This is a genomic window from Erwinia piriflorinigrans CFBP 5888 (assembly GCF_001050515.1).
Lineage (GTDB): Bacteria > Pseudomonadota > Gammaproteobacteria > Enterobacterales > Enterobacteriaceae > Erwinia > Erwinia piriflorinigrans.
Genome location: NZ_CAHS01000014.1, coordinates 111,386 through 133,648, shown reverse-complemented (window position 1 = coordinate 133,648; position 22,263 = coordinate 111,386). Strand labels below are relative to the sequence as shown.

The following is a 22,263-nucleotide window of genomic DNA, read 5'->3' as shown; positions in this document are numbered from 1 at the left end:
TCCCCTACTTATTCCCCGCCGCGAGACTTGCGGATATCTTTCAGGCGCTGCTGCTCTTCACGCGCCATCAGTCGCCAGGCTATAAATCCGACGATCCCCACCACGAACAGGATCAGCGATGCCAGGGCATTAATTTCCGGGTTAACGCCACGGCGCACGCTGGCGAAAATCTGCATGGGCAGCGTGGTGGCTCCCGGTCCGGTGACAAAGCTGGAGATCACCAGATCGTCAAGGGACAACGTAAACGCCAGTAGCCAGCCGGTCACGATAGCCGGAGCAATCATCGGTACGGTGATCACAAAGAACACTTTCAGCGGCGTGGCGCCGAGATCCATCGCCGCCTCTTCAATCGATCTGTCCAATTCACGCAGCCGTGAGTTGATCACCACCGCCACATAGGCGGTGCAGAAGGTCACATGCGAAAGCCAGATAGTTAACATACCGCGATCGGCGGGCCAGCCAAAGGTGTTTGCCATTGCCACAAACAGCAGCAGTAGCGACAGCCCGGTGATCACATCCGGCATCACCAGTGGCGCGGTCAGCATAAAGGCGAAGCCCGTCGACATCCTGAACCGACCAAAGCGCACGATCACCACCGCCGCAATAGTGCCGAGGATAGCCGCCGCCGTTGCCGACATAGCGGCAATCGACAGGCTTAGCATTACTGCACTAATCATAGCATCGTCGTGGAACAATACGCTGTACCAGCGCAGTGAGAAGCTCTCCCATGCGACCAGCTGCGATGAGTTAAATGAATAAACCACCAGGAGCAGCATCGGCGCATACAGAAAGAAGAAACAAACCGCCAGGATCGCCGTGCGCCATTTCGAGCGAATAACAGGCAAGGTATTCACGCCTTGTCCCCCATCTCTTTGTTCTGGTGCTTATGGAACCAAATGATTGGCAGGATCAGGATCAGCAGGATAATCACTGCCAAAGCAGAAGCGACCGGCCAGTCACGGTTATTAAAGAACTCCTGCCACAGCACGCGGCCAATCATAATACTGTCCGGGCCGCCGAGCAGTTCTGGGATCACGTACTCCCCCACCGCCGGGATAAATACCAGCATCGAACCGGCAATAATCCCGCCTTTGGTCAACGGCACAATCACGCTAAAGAAGGTCTTCAACGGGCGCGCGCCAAGATCGAGCGCGGCTTCCACCAGCGAATAATCGATGCGCGTCAGCGCAGTATAGATGGGCAACACCATAAACGGCAGATAGCAGTAAACGATACCAATATATACCGCCAGATTGGTGTAGAGGATAGTCAGCGGATGGTCGGTGATGCCGCTCCACATCAGCAAACGATTTAACACGCCATTATCGTTGAGGATGCCCATCCACGCATAAACGCGCACCAGAAAAGAGGTCCACGAAGGCAGGATCACCAGCAGCAGCAGGATATTGCGCGTTGATGCCGGAGCGTGCGCGACCGCCCATGCCAGGGGATAGCCGATCAGCAGGCAGATCAAGGTCGAAATCGCCGCCACCTGCAAAGAGTGCAGATAGGCATCGATATACAGCGGATCGTCGGTCAGGGTGAAATAGTTGCCAAAATTCAGCACCAGGTTCAACTGGCCGTCGGCCCAGCTGAGCAGTTCGCTATACGGTGGGATGGCACGCGCCACTTCCGCGAAGCTGATCTTAAGTACAATCAGGAACGGCAGCAGAAACAACAGTGAAAGCCACAGGTATGGCAGCGCAATCACCAGCTTACGCCCGTGCGCCATCTGTATACGGGTCAACAGACCACTGATACCGGTTTGCCGGGCGCTGGGATTTGGCGTAGGACGTTCAGAAAATAAGCTCATCATCCCCCCTATAGCGTCAGGATCACGCAACTGTCGGCATCCCAACACAGCTGCACTTCATCACCCCAGGTCGGCGTTCCCTGACGGAAGCGATGCGCGTTTTGCAGCTGGGCGCTGATCATCTGGCCGTTACCGAGGCGCACATGGTAGATGGACAAGTCACCGAGATAGGCAATATGTACCACTTCGCCGACGGCATAATTACAGCCATCGGCCGTTGGCTGCGTGCACAGCATCACTTTTTCCGGACGCAGCGCCACGCTAACCGGCACACCATCCACTACCGAAGCATCAGAGAGCACTTTCAGTGGACAGGCAAGCACGGGGCTGTCAATCAGCAGATGTTCAGGCTGACGTTCGCGCAGAACCCCCTCAAACAGGTTAACCGAACCAATAAATTCGGCGCTGAAGCGCGTCGCCGGGTGCTCGTAAATCTCTTCCGGTTCACCGATCTGGACGAATTTACCCCGGTTCATAATCGCAATACGCCCGGCCATCGTCATTGCTTCTTCCTGATCATGAGTCACCATGACGCAGGTTGCTCCCACGCGCTCAAGAATATCCACCACTTCGTGCTGCATACGGTCGCGCAGTTTTTTATCCAGCGCGCCCATCGGTTCATCAAGCAGCAGCAGCTTTGGCCGTTTCGCCAGGCTGCGTGCCAGCGCCACGCGCTGACGCTGGCCGCCAGAGAGCTGGTGGGGTTTACGTTTGGCGTAATCCTGCATATGTACCAGTGTCAACATCTCGGCGACGCGTGCACTGATTTCACCCTTCGCCAGACGATCCTGTTTCAGGCCAAAGGCGATGTTTTGCTCCACCGTCATATGCGGGAAAAGCGCATATGACTGGAACATCATATTGATCGGGCGTTGGTAAGGTGGCACATGGGAAAGGTCAAGCCCGTCCAGCACAACCTGCCCCTGGGTCGGGGGTTCAAACCCTGCCAGCATGCGCAGCAAGGTTGACTTACCACAGCCTGACGGCCCGAGCAGCGCAAAAATCTCGCCTTTATAGATGGTGAGATTGACATCATCTACCGCATGCTGTCCGTCAAAGGATTTGGTCAGATTACGGATCTCCAGCAACGGGTTTAGCGCCTTGCCAGCTTTGCTTTGAGAACGGGGAATTAGATCATTCACTGCCATGATACTCCGGCACCAGAAGTGCGGCCTGCAGTTAGCAAGCCCGCTGAAATGACAAGACAGAGGCCGCTATGCGCGCCTCTGTTGCTTATGCGCAGTTGAGATGATTCTCAGCTACTGGCCACTCTTCACTTTAGTCCATGCGCGCGTGCGCACACGGTCAAGTTTTGGCTCCTGCACCTTCAGGGTAAACAATTTTGCCATAATATCCGCCGGCGGATAGACGCCTGGATTATTACGGATGGCGGCATCGACAAACGGCACCGAGGCTTTATTACCGCTGGCATAGAAAACCGCGTTGGATATGTTCGCCATCACTTTAGGTTCCAGCAGATAGTTAATAAACTGCAAGGCTTCATCGACATTTTTCGCATCTTTAGGGATGGCAAGCGTATCGAAGAACGCCAGCGCGCCTTCTTTTGGGATGCTGTAGGCGATCTCAACACCATTTTTTGCGGCCTGCGCACGATTCTTCGCCTGTAGGATATCGCCTGCCCAGCCAATAGCCACGCAGGTATTGCCATTCTCAAGGTCATTAATATACTGCGATGAGTGGAAGTAACGAATGCTTGGGCGCAGCTTCAACAGCAGATCGGTTGCCGCCCCCGAGTAATCTTTTGCATCGCTGCTGTTCGGGTCTTTACCCTGATAGTTCAGCACGGTGGCAAAGATCTCTTCAGGAGCGTCAAGGAAGGAGACGCCACAGCTTTTCAGTTTGGCGAGATTTTCAGGCTTGAGTACCAGATCCCAGCTATTCACCGGTGCATCTTTGCCCAGCGCGGCCTTCACTTTTTCCACGTTGTAGCCGATGCCGGTAGTGGCCCACAGGTAAGGGATAGCATATTTGTTGCCCGGATCGTGTTGTTCCAGCTTCTTCAGCAGATCCGCATCAAGATTTTTATAGTTTGGCAGCTTACTACGATCCAGCGGCTGAAACACACCGGACTGCAACTGACGCGCCAGGAAGCTGGATGAAGGCACCACCACGTCGTAGCCGGTATTACCCGCCATCAATTTCCCCTCAAGCACTTCATTGGAGTCGAAGACGTCGTACACCACTTTAATGCCGGTCTGCTTTTCAAAATCCGCTACGGTATTCGGCGCGATGTAATCAGACCAGTTATAGACGTGTAGCGTCTTGTCTGCCGCCAGTGAGCCAGCGGAAGCCACCATCAGCATTGCTACAGCAACGCCTGACAACCATTTTTTATCTTGGCTGAACATCTTCCATCCTCCTGAACAAGGGTAATCTTTATGCCACGCAGAACTGGCGTCACGTGATGAAATCATCATGCATCATTATTCATGCTAATGCTCATACTGTTAACCGGAATGTTTAGCGGTATGGCGCGATGAAGCAGGATAAACAAAGATAGCGCCAGTCAGTCATCCAAACCAGTCTCTGGATTAAAAAACGCGGTAAGCGATTTATTATGCATTTATTCCCTACAGGTGAGGCATCGGAGGCGAAAATGCGGATAAATATCTGGCAATAAAGGACAAAACGCAGAATAAAACAGGGTATGGCAGGGAGGATAGCGACAGTTGAAAAGCCTTGCTCACTTTTTCAGCGACAGAAAAAACCGAGGCAGACGGGCAGAAGCCAATCCACCCGAAGGCAATGATACGTCACGGGCAGATTAATGTAGCAGCGAATGGCTGGCTATCATCGGCGGCCGTTCGTCCTCTTCTGCAATCATCAACAAATGATTGGCGAACGCCTCCATGACGATCATTGAAATCTGTTCTTCACTCTGTTTCATAAAGTGCATGAACTGAGCGTAGGTTACACCGGCCGCGACGCTCAACGACTGGCAGACAATCAGCTTAGGGAGATTATCGTCCTGAATATCCAGAAATGCTTTCACCGTCAGTGAACTGGCATTGATTTGTGACAGGTCTCCCGCCAACGGGATCAGCGCAGTCGGCTTAACCTCGGCCAGTGCCGAAAAAAGAATAACCTCATCCACAAGGTCAATCTTGGCATCAAACACGCCGTCAAAATTTTGCATATGCGGCAAATGAAGAGCCTGACACGAATCACACTCAAACCAGGTAATACTTTGTTGATCCAGCCAACGTCGTAACACGTCGAGGTCCGGAACGACGAGTGAAGCCATATAGAATTGTCTCTTAAGCCATAAAATTGCGTACTAGCTTACGGAAAAACGGCAGCAAAAACTACGATTAACACATAAATATGAGGTTAAAACGCGCAATTAAGACAGAACCTATGTTACGTAGCCTGACAATCCTGAGGCCATTATGTCCGCCCCAATCCCAGTACGCTGCTTTTGTTATCACCGCCGTCTCACCGACAGCGTGAACGTCATTTCAACGATACGCTGTGCGGTATTCCCGTCTTATCAGAACAGGATTAAGCCTGAGTTAGCGCGTGGCCCATCCCTGCTGATGCAAATAATCGAGAATAAATGGGCGGCTCTCTTTACTAAGCGTCTTCTGAATGTGTTCACTCCAGCTTTCAGAACGAGGGTTACTTTCGCGTTTCTGATAATACTGCACCAGCTCATCGTCATACTGCGCCAGCAGTTCGCTGTTCAAAGGCTGATAGCGGTTTTCATGCACTAATAGCTCCGCCGGCATACGGGGTTTGCACTGCGGATCTTGAGCGGGCTTACCCAGGCACAGGCCAAACAACGGCAGCACAAATTTCGGCAAGCCCAATACTTCCGTGACTTCCGCAATATGATTACGAATGCCGCCAATGTACACACCGCCGAAGCCGAGGGATTCTGCGGCTATCATCGCGTTTTGTGCCATTAGCGCCGTATCAACACATCCCAGCAACAGCTGCTCTGCCAGCCCCAACTCCGCCTGCGGGCTGATCTGCTGCAAACGATTAAAATCAGCACAAAAAACCCAGAATTCAGCAGCTTGCGCAACGTAATGCTGACCACCGCTCAGTTTGACCAAGGTTTCGCGCAGCGCGCGATCGCTGATGCGAATAATCGAGGAGCACTGCAAAAAGCTGGAAGTGGAAGCGGACTGGGCCGCATCAATGATGGCAGCACGCTGCCCGGGGGCGATCTGCTCGTCGGTGAAAGAGCGAATCGATCGATGGGAACGCAGTAATTCAATAGTTGGCGTCATGGGGATCTCCTTATTGACGTTTGTCGCGTGCCGATCGCGCGTTAAATAATTCGGGAGCCATTATTTTGGCGGTACGCCAGATCATGACTATGGCGGCCGGCAGTATCAGGGCAATTCCTACAAACAGCAATGTCGTTGCCGCCGCCTTACCGTTTAACGGCGCAAACAGCAGCATCTCACGCAGTGCGAGAGGGGAGGCAACCAGCAGCACAATACCCAATATTTCCAACAGCAATATCGGGCGGGGTAATTGACTAAAGGCACGCATTAACACTCTCCTGACTGCGGCGGGTTGACACTTTACAAGTCGGTTAAAGGTGTGGCTTAAACCGCTTAGTATAGATCTGGCGAATCAGACTAACAGGTAATTCCCTCTTTCTTTAAGCGGGAGATGCGGGCATCATTGGCCCCATTAACTTAAATTTCTTTATAAGATTTCAGGAGATACCATGTTTGCAGTCATTTTTGGCCGCCCGGGCTGCCCTTATTGTGTCCGTGCTAAAGAGCTTGCCGAGAAGTTGACCGAAGAGCGCGACGACTTCAATTTCCGTTATATCGATATTCATGCTGAAGGTATTACCAAAGCCGACCTGGAAAAAACCGTTGGTAAACCGGTTGAGACAGTCCCACAGATTTTCCTCGATCAGAACCATATCGGTGGCTGTACTGAATTCGAAGCTTACGCCAAAGAAAATCTGGGCCTGTTCCAGTAATTTCTGACGGCGGCAGGCGCTGTGTCCACACCCAGCGTCTGCGCTTTTCAGCCCTGACGCAACGCCTTCGTGGTTTGACCCGCCCCTCCGCTCGTCACTGCTTCCCCTTTCTCGTCAGCTCAGCGTCTCGTCATGCGTATCGAATTTAAATAAAGCATGGTTAATAAATAAATATACCGCAAGGTGGCTGTCTGACCCGGTAACGATTAAAATAGTCGGTGTTTGCATTAAGCCTGCCCATCGCGCCGTCTACATCGCCTGATAGGCAGCATCACCGGGTTAAATTTAGCGTATATGCCCTTTCCATCATCAGTTTATTCGTCAACAAGAAGTGACATGTGAATATAAACGTTGCAGATTTGTTAAGTGGAAATTACATTCTGTTATTATTCGTCGTACTGGCATTAGGGTTGTGTTTAGGCAAACTCCGGTTAGGCTCTGTTCAACTCGGTAATTCTATTGGCGTTTTAGTCGTTTCTTTATTACTCGGTCAGCAGCACTTCTCTATTAACACTGACGCCCTTAATCTGGGCTTTATGTTATTTATCTTCTGTGTAGGCGTTGAAGCCGGCCCCAACTTCTTTTCTATTTTCTTCCGCGATGGCAAAAACTATTTGATGCTGGCGATAGTGATGGTCAGTAGCGCGATGGTGCTGGCTCTCGGGCTGGGTAAACTGTTCGGCTGGGATATTGGCCTGACTGCCGGGATGCTGGCCGGATCGATGACTTCGACTCCGGTACTGGTTGGCGCTGGCGATACCCTGCGCCAGACGCTGCCGGACGGTAAAAGCCTGAGTATTGCTCAGGACCATCTTAGTCTGGGATACGCACTGACTTACCTGATTGGCCTGGTCAGTTTAATTTTCGGCGCGCGCTACCTGCCAAAATTACAGCATCAGGATCTGCCTACCAGCGCACAGCAGATTGCACGCGAACGTGGGCTGGACCCAGACAGTAAACGTAAGGTCTATCTGCCGGTGATCCGCGCATATCGCGTAGGCCCGGAGTTGGTGGCCTGGAGCGATGGGAAAAACCTGCGCGAGCTGGGCATCTATCGCCAGACCGGTTGTTACATTGAACGTATTCGCCGTAACGGCATTCTGGCCAGTCCGGATGGCGACGCCGTGTTACAGCCGGGCGACGAAATATCGTTGGTTGGCTACCCGGATGCCCATGCCCGCCTAGATCCCAGCTTCCGCAATGGTAAAGAGGTGTTCGACCGTGACCTGCTGGATATGCGCATTGTTAACGAAGAGATCGTGGTAAAGAATAACAACGCGGTCAACAGACGGCTGAGCCAGCTGAAGCTGACCGATCACGGCTGCTTTCTTAATCGAGTGATCCGTAGTCAGATTGAAATGCCCATTGATGAAAGCATCATTCTCAATAAAGGCGATGTGCTGCATATCAGCGGAGAAGCAAGACGCGTCAAATCCGTCGCCGACCGTATCGGCTTTATCTCCATAAACAGCCAGGTCACCGACCTGCTGGCATTCTGCGCCTTCTTTATTGTCGGCCTGATGATCGGCATGATCACTTTCCAGTTCAGCAACTTCAACTTTGGTATCGGCAATGCGGCCGGACTGCTCTTCGCAGGGATTATGCTGGGCTTCCTGCGTGCTAACCATCCCACCTTTGGTTATATTCCACAGGGCGCTCTGACAATGGTGAAAGAGTTCGGACTGATGGTGTTTATGGCGGGTGTCGGTTTAAGCGCCGGTAGCGGGATAACCCAGGGGCTGGGCGAAACCGGGCTGCTCATGCTGGGGGCGGGGTTAGTGGTCAGCTTGGTCCCGGTGGTTATCTGTTTCCTGTTTGGTGCCTGGGTGCTAAAAATGAACCGCGCTCTGCTCTTTGGCGCAATCATGGGTGCACGTACCTGTGCTCCGGCGATGGAGATTATCAGCGATACGGCACGCAGTAACATCCCGGCACTCGGTTATGCGGGAACCTACGCGATTGCTAACGTATTACTCACCCTGGCAGGGACGCTGATCGTCATAATCTGGCCAATCCTCGGCGGATGAAAATAATCTCATTCTGCACAGAACTTTCTTTTGATGCTGAAGTCTTAATTAGTGCCACTGCTTTTCTTTGAAATTCCCGCATTGAGGAGCCCGTTAATCGACTGATTAACGGGTTTTTTTCATGCCCATTTGGCCCTGTCTGCTGCCACATGCCCGCCAACTCTTAATGTTTCCTTAATCGCCACCCGGCAGAATAGCATGATGTTTATCAGCCAGTCGAAAACGACATGAAACCATTAGCCATTCTAAACAGAAGCCAAACGGCCCGTGACATTCAGCGCGATCCTCTTTACCCACTGCCCGCACGCTTTTATCTTAAACAGTTCGTGTTACTGGTACTTACCGCCCTGTTTTTTATCTGGCTGTCGCGGGACGAGAGTTGGGATATGGCGCTGACCAGACTGTGGTTCGATCCGGTCATCCATCAGTTTCCGTGGAAGGATAACCGCTGGCTGGATGTGATTAATCACCGGCTGCTAAAAGAAGTGCTGATTGGCGGCGGCGTCCTGCTGCTGCTGGCCGGTCTGCTGCGCCGCCAGCCTCGGTGGGTACTGGTAGCCCTGATGATGGGGACCGGCCCGCTGGTAGTCGGCATATTGAAGGCCAGCAGCGCGCACTCCTGTCCGTGGGACCTGGTACAATTTGGCGGCCAAGCCGTCTCTTATCCGCTGTTCGGCCATGTCCCTGCTCAGAGCGGGCCGGGGCATTGCTTCCCGGGCGGGCACGCTTCCAGCGGCTTTAGCGCCATGGCGCTGTTTTTTTTGTTCTATCCGCGTCGCCCGCGTTTTGCTCTCTTTTGCTGGTGGATAGCGATCGCGTTCGGTCTGGTAATGGGTTTTGGCCAGGTGATGCGCGGCGCGCACTTTCTTTCCCACAATTTGTGGGCGGCATGGTGGGTATGGTTGACGCAATGTGTCACTTTCGGGAGCGTAACGCACCTGCTTAAAAGAAAAAGAGGAAATTATTATGATGGAAGCGCTAAACCGGTCGCTGTTTCTCAGCATTAACGCCGGTGCAGAGTCTCCCGGCTGGCTCATTGGGCTGGCGACCTTTTTCGCACGCGACCTCATCGCTATCGTGCCGTTACTGATTATTGGCCTGTGGCTGTGGGGGCCGCGCAGCCAGTTAACCTCGCAGCGCGTAGTGGTGGCGAAAACTGGCGTTGCGCTGCTCTACGCGCTGTCAATTGCATGGTGCCTGGCACAGCTGTTCCCGCATTCGCGCCCTTTTGCTGTTGGTATGGGTCATCAATTGTTAGCCCACGCGCCGGACGGTTCTTATCCCAGCGATCATGGTACGGTGATCTTCACCTTCGCGATTGCGTTTATCAGCTGGCATCGTGTCTGGTCGGGCGCAGTGCTGATGCTGGCTGGCGTACTGATAGCCTGGTCTCGCGTGTATTTGGGCGTACACTGGCCGCTGGATATGCTGGGCGCTGTGCTTGTGGGGCTGCTCTCATGTCTGTTTGTACAGGTCGTCTGGCCGCTTTATGGAACGCGTCTTCTTCAGCGGCTTTCATCCTTGTATCGTATCCTGTTTGCTTTTCCTATTAATAAAGGCTGGGTGCAGGGTTAATCAGATGACGGGGTCTGAATGTTCAGGCCCTGAAATCAGCTACCAGCTTACTCGGAACTTCCTTATCATCTCCTGAAATTAATTCCCCCAACCTGCTTTATTGCGCAAATCCCCCTGTTTAAGAGGTTATTTATTTTTCTATTTGCGCAAATGATTAAATTCCCGGCAATAGAGGCAGTTGCTGCTGTTATAAATTGATTTATATCAATCACTTCTCACATAACGATAATTAATGCATTTACCAGAAAACTTTTTAACCTCGCAGAAAAATAAATAATCAGCGCAATCATCTATCTGATAATAATCAATTGAAATAAATAGCCAAAAAAGTGATGCTATTTAGATGGCAATACTAAAAAGGTGCTGGAAGTGTGATTGCGATCACCGGCTATTAATCATTGAGTGCTTTCTTCTATTTTCTCCGGTGGTAGAGTGTGCGCCTCAAATCACAGAGATTAATTAAACCCGTCATCAGGGCATTAATTTTGCTGTAACGGGTAGCCTGGGATTGCGTTAATTTATCATGCTTTAACACTGGAGAATTTATGGATACATCCCAAACGGCGGTACTCACCCCCGAATCAACGCAGGATGACAGCATATGGCGTAAAACGGATACCATGTGGATGCTGGGCCTGTACGGTACTGCCATCGGTGCAGGCGTGTTGTTTCTGCCAATCAATGCCGGTATCGGTGGGCTGATCCCGCTGGTGATTATGGCGCTGCTGGCATTCCCCATGACCTTTTTTGCTCACCGTGGTCTGTGCCGCTTTGTGCTTTCCGGGCGTAAACCCGGCGAGGATATTACCGAGGTGGTCGAAGAGCACTTTGGCGTCGGCGCTGGTAAGCTCATTACCCTGCTCTACTTCTTTGCTATCTATCCCATCCTGCTGGTTTACAGCGTTGCTATCACCAATACCGTCGAAAGCTTTATGACCCATCAGCTACAGATGCAGCCCCCACCGCGTGCGCTGCTGTCGCTGATCCTGATCGTTGGCCTGATGACCATTGTACGCTTCGGCAAAGATATCATCGTCAAGACCATGAGCGTACTGGTCTATCCGTTTGTGCTGGTGCTGATGCTGTTGGCGCTGTATCTGATCCCACACTGGAGTAGCGCGATTTTTGACAATGTCAGCCTGGAAGGCAGCGGTAAAGGGCTGATGATGACTCTGTGGCTGGCCATCCCGGTGATGGTGTTCTCCTTCAACCACTCGCCAATAATTTCCGCATTCGCCGTAGCCAAGCGTGAAGAGTACGGCGACCAGGCGGAACCTAAGTGCTCTCGCATTCTGGCGCGCAGTCATATCATGATGGTTGCCACGGTCATGTTCTTCGTCTTCAGCTGCGTGTTAAGCCTGACGCCTGAAAATCTGGCGGAAGCCAAATCACAGAACATTTCCATTCTGTCTTACCTGGCGAACCACTTTAATACGCCGCTGATGGCGTGGCTGGCTCCTATTATCGCCATCGTAGCCATTACCAAATCTTTCCTCGGACACTATCTCGGCGCGCGTGAAGGATTTAACGGCACGGTAACCAAAATGCTGCGTAGCCGTGGAAAAACCATTGCCGATCACAAACTGAATCGTTTTACCGCCCTGTTTATGCTGGTGACGACCTGGATTGTGGCAACGCTGGACCCGAGCATTCTCGGCCTGATCGAAAGTCTGGGTGGGCCGATTATCGCCGTACTGCTGTTCCTGATGCCGATGTACGCGATCAATAAAGTCCCGGCTATGCGCAAATACAGCGGTAAGCTCAGTAATGTATTTGTGGTGATGATTGGGCTGGTGGCGATTTCTGCGGTGGCCTGGAATCTGTTCTGATATCAATACGCGGCGGTGATAATCGTGTTTATCACCGTACACCACACGACGGGGCATTCGCCCCGTCTGCCACCGTGCAACGGGTCGTCAGGAAAACCACTTACCGAACCAGCCGTTTATCTTCATCATCACGAAATCCCAGATACGGCTAAAGAATCCACCTTCCTCCACCGCTTCCAGCGCCACCAGCGGGCGCTGTTCGATGGACTGACCATCCAGCTGGAAATCAATCGTTCCAACCACCTGATTTTTCGCCAGCGGAGCGGTCAATGGCGGCTGGCTTAGGGTAAAGCTGGCTTTCAGGCCCTTTAGCTGCCCATTAGGCAGTGTGATTGCGGCGTCCTGAGCAACGCCGAGATTGACCTCTTTGCGATCGCCATACCAGACGCGCTGCGTGACAAAAGCCTTACCGGCTTTAATTGGCGTCACGGTTTCAAAATTGCTTAGCCCCCAGGTCAGCAGCTTCTCGCTTTCGCGGAATCGAACCGCATCGGTTGCCGCCCCCAGCACCACGGAAATCATACGCCGATCGCCATCGACCGCCGAAGCGACAAGGTTGTTTCCAGCACCGGAAGTATGACCGGTTTTTATACCGTCCACCTGGAGGTTACTGCTCCACAGCAGGCGGTTACGGTTATATTGACGGATCTGATTGAAGGTAAACTCTTTTTCTTTATGCAATGCGTACTCATCAGGCACATCACGGATTAGCGCCTGACCAATCAGCGCCATATCCCGCGCGGTGCTGAACTGCCCGTCGGCATCAAGCCCGTGCACGGTCTTAAAATGGGTGTTTTTTAATCCCAGCATCTGCACATAATTGTTCATCAGGCTAACAAAGGCATCCTGACTGCCGGCGACATAGTCGGCCAGTGCAATACTGGCATCGTTACCCGACTGAATAACAATGCCTTTGTTAAGATCGGACAGGGCAATACGATCCCCTGGTTTCAGGAACATCAATGATGACCCTTTTAATACGGGATTTCCGGCCCCCCAGGCATCTGTACCTACGGTGACCAGATCATCCTTACCGATCTTGCCCGCTTTCAGCGCCTGGCCAACGACATAGCTGGACATCATTTTCGTCAGACTGGCCGGATCAAGGCGCATATCGGCGTTGGACTCCGCCAGCACCTTGCCGCTGTGGTAGTCCATCAGAAACCAGGCTTTAGCATCAACCTGCGGCGCAACAGGAGGCTGCTGCGCCCATGCGCTGGAGAAAGTGAGCAGTAACAGTGAAACGGTGCAGACCTGAGTATGTACACCGGTAAGGAAGAGCGTTTTTTTCTTCATGGTATTGCCAGGTATCCCTCTGAAAGACCAAGATAATTGACGCGATGTCAGGTGATTAGCCTTTCTACACTAAGGCGATACTGCCTTAAAAAGAACCATGCAAGAGTAAAGTTTTCTGATGTTTGTTCAATATAATCGACTCTGTACGACGGCCAGGCCCTTTGCCGCCAATGAGTTAGCATCTTAAATAGCTTAATTCTGATTTTTCACCGAATGGGTAAGATGTCACATAAATAAGCTAACCTGAAAAAAAACAGCCAGAGGAGTCACCACGATGGATTTAGCGCTGTTCGATCTTGATGAAACGCTGATTAGTGAAGACAGCACGGGTTTGTGGCTGCGCTGGTTGGTGTCGCAAGGTTTTGCTCCCGCCGCGCTGCTGGAGCAGGAGCGGCTATTGATGGAGCAATATTACCGGGGTTCACTCTCAATGGAAGAGTATATGCAAATCACCCTCTCTCCGTTGGTCGGCAAGGGCATGTTAACCGTTCAAGGTTGGGTACGTCGTTTTATCCAGCGCGACATTCTGCCGCGTGTGTACCCTGCCGCCCGCGAACGCCTGCACTGGCATCAACAGCGAGGTGATACAGTGATGATCATCTCCGCCAGCGGCGAGCATCTGGTATCGCCCATTGCTCAACAGCTGGGCGCGCACGGAGCGCTGGCTATCGGTGTAGAAATCCTTGACGACCGCTACAGCGGTCAGACCTATGGCACTATGACATACCAGCAGGGTAAGGTCACCAGGCTGAAAGACTGGTTGGCCTGGCAGAAGCCTTTTGAGCAAACCTGGGCCTACAGTGATTCAATAAACGATCTGCCCATGCTGGAGCATGCCGATCGGGCTTACGTCATTAATCCGCAGGCGAAACTGGATCTGCTGGCACAACAGCGCGGCTGGGATGTTTGTCACTGGGTAAAATGATATTCGGGCCGACAGCAATGTCAGCCCGTTTAATGTCGCTACCGGTTGATGTTTGCCCCTGCGGTCTGGCGCTTTGCCACGGCGTAATTTGCTTCAAACTTTCAGTTTCGGGTCCAGCGCATCGCGCAAACCGTCCCCCAACAGATTGAAGGCCAGCACGGTAAGAAAAATCGCCAGACTGGGGAAAATAGCCACATGGGGTGCCAGCACCATATCCGCCTGCGCTTCATTCAGCATCGCGCCCCACTCCGGGGTTGGTGGCTGCGCCCCCAGTCCGAGGAATGACAGACTGGCAGCAGAAATAATCGAAGTACCGATGCGCATGGTAAAATAGACGACAATTGACGAAAGTGTGCCGGGCAGAATATGACGCGTGATGATGGTGAAATCAGATGCGCCGATACTGCGCGCCGACTCGATAAATGTCTGATGTTTCAGCACCAGTGTGTTGCCGCGCACCAGACGGGCAAAGGCTGGAATGCTGAAAATGGCCACCGCCAGAATCACGTTCGACATGCCGCTACCCATCACCGCCACCACCGCGATTGCCAGCAGAATGCCGGGAAAGGCAAACAGCACGTCACAAATACGCATAATCACCCGGTCCCACCAGCCTTCATAATAGCCGGCCAGCAGTCCAAGCACGCTGCCCATCACCGCCCCGACGGCGACCGAAAAGAAGCCGGCGACCAGAGAGAGACGGCTACCCAGCAGCACGCGACTGAAGATATCGCGCCCCAGCGCATCGACGCCAAACCAGTGCAGCAATGAAGGCCCCTCGTTTAGCCGATCGTAGTCAAAATAGTTTTCTGCATCGAACGGTGCCAGTAACGGGGCAAACAGGGCAATCAGAATCAGCAGTGATACAAAGACCGCAGCCACCATCGCCACATGCTGTTGACGAAAACGGCGGCAGAACTCACGCCACGGGGTGCGAACCCGATCGGGGGAAACTTCAGGCAGCGAGGAGAGTAAGGCATTACGTCGCCAGTTAATCATGGTACATCCTTACTGGTAGCGAATGGCTGGATTGATTGCCGCATAAAGCATATCGACCAGCAGATTGATCAGAATAAATTCCAGCGAAAACAGCAGCACCTCGGCCTGGATCACCGGATAATCACGCATTTCTACCGAATCTATCAGCAGCCGCCCCAGCCCCGGCCAGTTAAATACCACTTCAACCACGATAGAGCCGCCAAGCAGAAAACCAAACTGTAGGCCCATCATGGTCACGACCGGGATCATCGCATTACGCAGACCGTGTTTGACCATCACCACCGATTCGCGCACCCCTTTTGCCCGTGCGGTACGCATATAGTCTTCCTGGATAACCTCAACAAATGAGGCGCGGGTAAAACGTGCCATCACCGCCGCTACCGCCGCTCCAAGCGTGAGGGAAGGTAAGATATAATGTTGCCAGCTATCAGCCCCCACGGTGGGCAGCCAGCCAAGCTGAACGGAAAATACCTGCATCAGCAAAATACCCAGCGCAAAAGCCGGGAACGAAATGCCCGATACCGCCAGCGTCATCCCCAGACGATCGGGCCAGCGGTTGCGCCATACGGCGGAAACCACCCCAATGACCATGCCGAAGATCACCGACCACAGCATACTGCTCAACGTCAGGCCCAGCGTGGGCAAGAAACGTTGAGCGATCTCCTCAGAAACTGGCCGTTTAGACACCATTGAAACGCCTAAATCTCCCTGTAACGCATGGGTGATATAGTGCCAAAACTGCTGCGGCAGCGGCAAATCGAGACCTAATTGCTGGCGCACCATTGCCACCACTTCGGCATCAGCTTCGCGTCCGGCAATCAGCCGCGCCGGATCGCCCGGCAGCAGATGCACAAAAAGAAACACCAGCACGGCGACAATCAGCAGCGTGGGGATCAGGCCCAGCAGTCTTTTCAGAAAATAATTAAGCATGTTGTACCCTGCGCCCCCCGGAGGAGGCGCGCTAAACCGTTACTTCAGATCGGCATCGTCAAAGTTGAACGACGTATCCGGCATCACGTAGAAACCGCTCAAATTACGGGTGTTGGCCGAAATCAGCTTTTCAACCACCAGCGGTGCCCAAGGCCGATCGTGCCAGATACGATCCTGTGCATCTTTATACAGCGCGGCTTTTTTCTCGCCGTCGGTGGTATTCAGCGCATCGCTCAAATCTTTATCGACCTGAGGATTGCTGTAAAAAGCGGTATTAAAGATGGTTGGTGGCCAGGACTGGGTGGCAAACAGCGGCGTCAACGCCCAGTTAGCCTCGCCGGTTGATGCCGACCAGCCGGTATAGAACATGCGTACGCCGCTCTCTTTCTGGCCTTTATCTTCGACCTGGGCCGCGCGCTGACCGGCATCCATTGCCGTCACCACAACCTTAATCCCTACCTGGGCCAGCTGCTGCTGGGTAAACTGCAACACTTTCTGCGCCGTACTGTGATTATGTGAAGACCACAGCGTGGTGGTGAAGCCATTTGGATAGCCCGCTTCCTTCAGCAATTCACGCGCTTTCGCCGGGTTGTATTCCGGTGCCGGATACTGCTGTGCATACTGGATTGACGGCGGCACAATGCCGGTGGCCGGCGTGGCATATCCGGCGAACGCGACCTTCGCCAGCGCCTCACGGTTGATGGCGTAGCCAATCGCGGCGCGCACCTTGGGGTCATCAAACGGTTTCTGCGTGACGTTAAAGCTGATATAGCGCTGCATAATCGACGGAGAAGCCACCAGGTTCAGCTTACTGTTTTTCTCCAGCAGCTTAGCCTGCTCAAACGGGATCGGGAAAGCAAAGTTGGCCTCGCCGGTTTGCAGCATCGCGGAACGGGTATTGTTATCCACCACCGGACGCCAGGTAATGCTGTCCAGTTTAGGGTAACCCGGTTTCCAGTAACCGCTGAATTTCGCCACTTTGACAAAATCGGTCTGATTCCAGGCGACAAACTGGTACGGACCGGTACCGACAGGATGGAAGCCGATGTCCTTACCGTATTTTTTAAGCGCCTCGGGTGAAATCATTGCCGCAGCCGGGCTGGCAAGGTTATTAATAAACGCCGAGAACGGCTGTTTCAGCGTGACTTTCACCGTACTGGCATCAACCACTTCCGTGCTGGCGATGGTTTTAAACAGGTTATAACGCTTGAGATGGTTTTCCGGGTTACTGGCGCGATCGAGATTCGCTTTAACCGCTGCGGCATTAAAATCCGTTCCGTCCTGGAACTTAATCCCTTTCTTGAGCTTGATGACGTAGCTTAATCCGTCCGGACTGGCCTGATAGCTGTCTGCCAGCACATTTTCCAGTTTCATCTCTTTATCAAAACCGAACAGCCCCTGATAGAAGGACTTGGAGACCGCCTGCGACAAGGTGTCATTGGCATCGTAAGGATCGAGAGTGGTAAAATTAGAGGCGACCGCAATAGTGACATCTTTCGCCGCCCAGGCGGGGAGTGCGGCACAGCTACCCAACAGGCCAGCCGTTAACAACAACTTACGTGTATGTTTATTGATCATCTTAGCTTATCCCTTGTTTTTGTTATGCAGCAATCAGGTCCGGCTGATGGTGTGGCGCGCCACAAAGTGCCCGCTACCCACCTCAACCAACGGAGCCACGTCCGGTTCATCGCCCAGGGCGCGGATCGGACTGGGTATTTCATCAACTAACAGAGCACGTTCACGTCGACGGCGAGTCGGGTCGGCCACCGGCACCGATGCCATCAGCTTGCGGGTGTAAGGGTGTTGCGGATGCTCAAACACCGCCTGGCGAGGCCCGATCTCCACAATCTGCCCAAGATACATCACCGCGACCCGGTGGCTGATACGCTCTACCACCGCCATATCGTGGGAGATAAACAGAAACGCAATACTGAACTCCCGCTGGAGGTCTAGCATCAGATTAACGATCTGCGCCTGAACCGAAACGTCCAGCGCTGAAACCGCTTCATCGGCAATCACCACTTTGGGGTTGAGCGCCAGCGCGCGCGCAATACAGATACGCTGGCGCTGCCCGCCGGAGAACTCATGCGGATAGCGCCGGGCATGCTCCGCCAGCAACCCGACGCGCTCCAGCAGGCTGGCCACCCGCTGCTCAGCCTCCCGGCCGCGCGCAATGCCGTGAACCAGAAGCGGCTCCATTATCGAATAGCCCACGGTCTGGCGAGGATCGAGGGAGGCATACGGATCCTGGAAGATAAACTGGATATCGCGGCGCAGATGCGCCAGAGCGGAGCCATGCAGGCGGTCAATACGCTGGCCGTTAAACATGATGCTGCCGCCCTGGCTCGCCACCAGACGTAACAAAGAGCGCCCGGTGGTGGATTTGCCGCAGCCGGACTCCCCGACCAGTGCCAGCGTTTCACCGGCACGCAAATCGAAGCTCACCTTTTCAACGGCATGTACCCGCCGCTGCACCCGGTTGAAAATACCGCCGCGAATATCGAAGCGGGTGATCAGGTCACGCACCTGTAGGATCGGGGCGTCATGGTGATTGACCGTATCCTGCGGTGCTTCTGCCACCGGCTCGCCAGCCTCACCAGCCAGCGGAAATTTCGCGGGCAGATCGCGCCCACTCATTGCCCCCAGTTTAGGCACTGCGGCGAGCAGCGAACGCGTATACGGCCGTTGCGGGTGGCTGAAAATCGCCTGCACGCTGCCGCTTTCTACCACGTCGCCGCGATACATCACCTGTACCCGATCCGCCATCTCTGCCACCACCCCCATATCATGGGTGATAAAAATCACCGCCATCTGCATCTCTTTTTGCAGCACGCGGATCAGTTGCAGGATTTGTGCCTGAATGGTGACATCCAGCGCGGTGGTCGGTTCATCGGCAATCAGCAGCGACGGGCGGCAGGAGAGCGCCATCGCAATCATCACCCGCTGACGCATGCCGCCGGAAAGCTGATGCGGATAGCGCGCCAGCACATTTTTGGCTTCAGGAATGCGCACCAGGTCGAGCATACGCCGCGCCTCGGTCAGTGCCTGGGCATGGCTTTTCCCCTGATGCAGACGAATTGACTCGGCAATTTGTTCGCCAACCGAAAATACCGGGTTTAGCGAGGTCATCGGTTCCTGGAAAATCATCGCCATATCTGCGCCCCGGATCCTGCGCAGCTCCGACTGCGTCAGGGTAGCCAGATCTACCGCAGGCTTCTGCTGGCGGCGCAGCCATATTGTGCCGCTGTCGATGTTGCCGCCCCCCTGCTCTACCAGCCGCATCAATGCCAGAGAGGTCACTGACTTGCCGGAGCCGGACTCACCCACAATCGCCAGCGTCTCACCGGCATGCACATCCAGCGACAGATTTTTCACCACCTGGATTCGCTGCTGGTCTTCACGCGCAAAGCTGACGCTAAGGTCGCGCACCGAGAGTACCCTGTCATGCTGAGAAAATGCGCTCATCAGGTATCCTCCCGATAAATAGCCACTACGGGCTTTTCGCCCGCCACGCCATATGCGCGGTACATGCCCTCGCTGTTGAACGGCAGTGCCAGATTGCCCGCCGCATCGACGGCGATAAGTCCCCCACTTCCGCCCAGGTCGGGAATTTTTTCCATAATAACCTTTTGCGCCGCCTGGGCTAACGACAGCCCGCCATACTCCATCAGCGCGGCGACATCATAGGCCGCAAGCAGGCGCATAAAGACTTCTCCACTGCCGGTACAGGAGACGGCAACCCCGGAGCTGGCATAACAGCCCGCACCGGGCAGCGGCGAATCGCCTACGCGCCCGGCCTGCTTATTGGTTATGCTGCCCGTTGAGGTGGCTGCCGCCAGTCGTCCGGCACTGTCACAGGCAACAGCTCCCACGGTGCCAAATTTACGATCCGGGTCGAGGGGGCCACCGTCGTGGTCAAGCAGGATTTGGTTGTCGGCAATGGCACGTTCCAGCTGTGCGCGGCGTTGTGGCGTGGAAAAAAAGCGGTTTTCAACCATCTCGAGTCCTTGTGCTGCCGCAAACGATTCCGCACCCTCGCCAATAAACAGCACATGCGGGCTGTTTTCCAGTACGGCACGCGCGGCCAGCACCGGATTACGCACCCGGGTGACGCCAGCCACCGCCCCGGCCGCACGCGTTTTGCCCTCCATCACGCAGGCATCCAGTTCATGTCGTCCCTGGTGGGTAAATACCGCGCCGCGCCCGGCATTAAAAAGCAGGCACTCTTCCAGCTGTCGAACCGCTTCGGTAACCACATCCAACGCGCTATGCCCTGCCGACAACCTGGTCTGCGCGTCGGTGATAATGAGTGATAACGCCTGACGATAGCGCTGCTCATTGCGGGCATCCATGCTGGCGCGCGCAATGGCTCCGGCACCACCATGAATGGCAATCGTCGCTTTGGCCATTATTCAATTTACCCTGTGACAAATCAGCATGAAAAACACTGAGTTAGAATATATTTATCGAGAAAATAACCTTTTTGACTATAGGTAGGCCGTATAGATATGTAAAGCGGAATGTTTGCCCCTCAGTTATAACCAATAGTTATAAGTTAGGCAGCGCAGCGATGAGTGTCTGTTGGTACAGGCAAACGTGACCCTGTACCCGATTCACGCCATAATGAAGCAAGCCTATTCCTTCGTATGCTGGAGAAACAACCGATGGACGCATTTACGACGGGGTTAATCTCCCTGGACGATGCCTTGACTACCCTACTGGCGCGAATTACCCCGCTTGCAGACAGCGAAACCGTTAGCCTGGCACAGGCTGCGGGGCGTATTACTGCCAGTCCGGTGATTTCCCCGCTGAATGTACCGCCTTTCGATAATTCGGCGATGGACGGTTATGCCCTGCGCATGGCGGACCTCAACGCGCGAGAAGCGCTATCGGTCGCCGGAAAGGCCTTTGCCGGTAGCCCGTATAACGGCGAATGGCCCGTGGGCAGCTGCATTCGCATTATGACCGGCGCACCGCTCCCTTCAGGATGCGAGGCGGTCGTTATGCAGGAGCAGACCGCTGCGAAGGATGGCATGGTGAGCATAACCGCTCATGTCAGCGCCGGGCAAAATATTCGTCGGGCGGGGGAAGATATCTCCGAAGGCGCTGAGGTGCTGGCTGCCGGGGTCAAACTCGGCGCGGCGGAACTGCCGCTGCTGGCCTCGCTCGGCATTCCCCAAGTGAAAGTATTGCGCAAACTGCGCGTCGCGATTTTTTCTACCGGAGACGAGTTGCAGGCGGTTGGTCAGCCGCTGGCGGCCGGGCAGATCTATGACACTAACCGCTTCGCGGTACGGCTGATGCTGGATAAACTCGGCTGTGAAGTGATTGATCTTGGCATTATCCGTGACGATCCGGCGGCGCTGCGTGTGGCATTTAAAGAGGCTGATGCCAGCGCCGACGTGGTTATCAGCAGTGGTGGTGTATCGGTCGGCGCAGCCGATTACACCAAAGAGATGCTGGAGGAGCTGGGCGAAATTGGCTTCTGGAAGCTGGCAATCAAACCGGGCAAACCGTTTGCCTTCGGCCGCCTGCCGCACAGCTGGTTCTGCGGCCTGCCGGGTAACCCGGTCTCGGCCGTACTGACCTTTTACCAGCTGGTGCAACCGCTGTTGGCCAGGCTAACCGGACAACATGGCCCGTCATTACCCCCGCGTCAGCGTATCCGCAGCGCCAGCTTTCTGAAAAAAACGCCGGGCCGCCTCGACTTCCAGCGCGGTATTTTACAACGCGATGCTAACGGCGATCTGGAGGTGAAAACCACCGGCAACCAGGGGTCGCACATATTCAGTTCATTCCATCCGGCTAACTGTTTTATCGTGCTGGAGCGCGAGCGCGGCAATGTGGCAGCAGGTGAATGGGTCGACGTTGAGCCATTTAACGCGCTGCTGGAGGGCTGA

At 54.0% G+C, this 22,263-nt stretch carries 20 protein-coding genes; 7 read left to right on the top strand and 13 right to left on the bottom strand.

Annotated features, from left to right (window positions below; all coding sequences use genetic code 11):
- Window positions 1-8 precede the first annotated feature (8 nt).
- From potI to EPIR_RS06730, 7 genes are all read right to left on the bottom strand, one after another.
- A complete protein-coding gene (gene potI, locus EPIR_RS06760; RefSeq protein WP_023654586.1) occupies window positions 9-854 on the bottom strand; it encodes a putrescine ABC transporter permease PotI in 846 nt (281 codons plus the stop codon).
- Window positions 851-1,813 carry a putrescine ABC transporter permease PotH gene (gene potH, locus EPIR_RS06755; RefSeq protein WP_023654585.1) on the bottom strand — a complete coding sequence of 321 codons (963 nt, stop codon included), beginning with the start codon at window positions 1,811-1,813 and terminating at the stop codon, window positions 851-853. The genes potI and potH overlap by 4 nt, the downstream gene beginning before the upstream one ends.
- Before the next feature lie 8 nt (window positions 1,814-1,821).
- On the bottom strand, window positions 1,822-2,955 hold the full coding sequence (gene potG, locus EPIR_RS06750; protein ID WP_157037512.1) for a putrescine ABC transporter ATP-binding subunit PotG: 1,134 nt from the start codon (window positions 2,953-2,955) through the stop codon (window positions 1,822-1,824).
- Window positions 2,956-3,072: 117 nt separating this feature from the next.
- Window positions 3,073-4,182: a spermidine/putrescine ABC transporter substrate-binding protein PotF gene (potF, locus tag EPIR_RS06745; protein ID WP_023654583.1), complete on the bottom strand. Its 1,110-nt coding sequence runs from the start codon at window positions 4,180-4,182 to the stop codon at window positions 3,073-3,075.
- A 416-nt stretch (window positions 4,183-4,598) separates the two neighbouring features.
- On the bottom strand, window positions 4,599-5,078 hold the full coding sequence (locus EPIR_RS06740) for a YbjN domain-containing protein (protein WP_023654581.1): 480 nt from the start codon (window positions 5,076-5,078) through the stop codon (window positions 4,599-4,601).
- Window positions 5,079-5,346: 268 nt separating this feature from the next.
- Complete coding sequence (gene nfsA, locus EPIR_RS06735; RefSeq protein WP_023654580.1) at window positions 5,347-6,069, bottom strand: oxygen-insensitive NADPH nitroreductase; 723 nt, start codon at window positions 6,067-6,069, stop codon at window positions 5,347-5,349.
- A 10-nt stretch (window positions 6,070-6,079) separates the two neighbouring features.
- A complete protein-coding gene (locus EPIR_RS06730; protein ID WP_023654579.1) occupies window positions 6,080-6,337 on the bottom strand; it encodes a YbjC family protein in 258 nt (85 codons plus the stop codon).
- A gap of 181 nt (window positions 6,338-6,518) precedes the next feature.
- On the opposite strand from EPIR_RS06730, the gene EPIR_RS06725 reads away from it, so the two are divergent.
- From EPIR_RS06725 to EPIR_RS06705, 5 genes are all read left to right on the top strand, one after another.
- Complete coding sequence (locus EPIR_RS06725; protein ID WP_023654578.1) at window positions 6,519-6,782, top strand: GrxA family glutaredoxin; 264 nt, start codon at window positions 6,519-6,521, stop codon at window positions 6,780-6,782.
- 338 nt (window positions 6,783-7,120) lie between these two features.
- Window positions 7,121-8,809, top strand: coding sequence for an aspartate:alanine antiporter (locus EPIR_RS06720; protein WP_023654576.1), 1,689 nt, complete (start codon window positions 7,121-7,123; stop codon window positions 8,807-8,809).
- 227 nt (window positions 8,810-9,036) lie between these two features.
- The gene (locus tag EPIR_RS06715) at window positions 9,037-9,816 is read left to right on the top strand and encodes a phosphatase PAP2 family protein (protein ID WP_023654575.1); all 780 of its coding nucleotides are present in this window, start codon (window positions 9,037-9,039) and stop codon (window positions 9,814-9,816) included.
- Complete coding sequence (ybjG, locus tag EPIR_RS06710) at window positions 9,779-10,384, top strand: undecaprenyl-diphosphate phosphatase (RefSeq protein WP_048697170.1); 606 nt, start codon at window positions 9,779-9,781, stop codon at window positions 10,382-10,384. The genes EPIR_RS06715 and ybjG overlap by 38 nt, the downstream gene beginning before the upstream one ends.
- Before the next feature lie 545 nt (window positions 10,385-10,929).
- A complete protein-coding gene (locus EPIR_RS06705; RefSeq protein WP_023654573.1) occupies window positions 10,930-12,213 on the top strand; it encodes an HAAAP family serine/threonine permease in 1,284 nt (427 codons plus the stop codon).
- Between the two features lie 87 nt (window positions 12,214-12,300).
- Here the strand turns inward: EPIR_RS06705 and EPIR_RS06700 are convergent, their stop codons facing one another.
- Window positions 12,301-13,509: a serine hydrolase gene (locus tag EPIR_RS06700; protein ID WP_023654572.1), complete on the bottom strand. Its 1,209-nt coding sequence runs from the start codon at window positions 13,507-13,509 to the stop codon at window positions 12,301-12,303.
- Window positions 13,510-13,783: 274 nt separating this feature from the next.
- On the opposite strand from EPIR_RS06700, the gene EPIR_RS06695 reads away from it, so the two are divergent.
- The gene (locus EPIR_RS06695; protein ID WP_023654571.1) at window positions 13,784-14,434 is read left to right on the top strand and encodes an HAD family hydrolase; all 651 of its coding nucleotides are present in this window, start codon (window positions 13,784-13,786) and stop codon (window positions 14,432-14,434) included.
- A 93-nt stretch (window positions 14,435-14,527) separates the two neighbouring features.
- Here EPIR_RS06695 and gsiD read toward each other — a convergent pair whose 3' ends face one another.
- Genes gsiD through EPIR_RS06670 form a run of 5 tightly spaced genes read right to left on the bottom strand, consistent with a single transcriptional unit; the run spans window position 14,528 to window position 20,772 of the window.
- Window positions 14,528-15,433, bottom strand: a complete 906-nt coding sequence (gsiD, locus tag EPIR_RS06690) for a glutathione ABC transporter permease GsiD (protein ID WP_023654570.1) — start codon at window positions 15,431-15,433, stop codon at window positions 14,528-14,530.
- 9 nt (window positions 15,434-15,442) lie between these two features.
- The gene (gene gsiC / locus EPIR_RS06685) at window positions 15,443-16,363 is read right to left on the bottom strand and encodes a glutathione ABC transporter permease GsiC (RefSeq protein ID WP_023654569.1); all 921 of its coding nucleotides are present in this window, start codon (window positions 16,361-16,363) and stop codon (window positions 15,443-15,445) included.
- A 39-nt stretch (window positions 16,364-16,402) separates the two neighbouring features.
- The gene (gene gsiB / locus EPIR_RS06680) at window positions 16,403-17,941 is read right to left on the bottom strand and encodes a glutathione ABC transporter substrate-binding protein GsiB (RefSeq protein ID WP_023654568.1); all 1,539 of its coding nucleotides are present in this window, start codon (window positions 17,939-17,941) and stop codon (window positions 16,403-16,405) included.
- 33 nt (window positions 17,942-17,974) lie between these two features.
- Window positions 17,975-19,828: a dipeptide ABC transporter ATP-binding protein gene (locus EPIR_RS06675; RefSeq protein WP_023654567.1), complete on the bottom strand. Its 1,854-nt coding sequence runs from the start codon at window positions 19,826-19,828 to the stop codon at window positions 17,975-17,977.
- Window positions 19,828-20,772, bottom strand: a complete 945-nt coding sequence (locus EPIR_RS06670; RefSeq protein ID WP_023654566.1) for an isoaspartyl peptidase/L-asparaginase — start codon at window positions 20,770-20,772, stop codon at window positions 19,828-19,830. The genes EPIR_RS06675 and EPIR_RS06670 overlap by 1 nt, the downstream gene beginning before the upstream one ends.
- A 255-nt stretch (window positions 20,773-21,027) precedes the next feature.
- On the opposite strand from EPIR_RS06670, the gene moeA reads away from it, so the two are divergent.
- Window positions 21,028-22,263, top strand: coding sequence for a molybdopterin molybdotransferase MoeA (moeA, locus tag EPIR_RS06665; protein ID WP_023654565.1), 1,236 nt, complete (start codon window positions 21,028-21,030; stop codon window positions 22,261-22,263).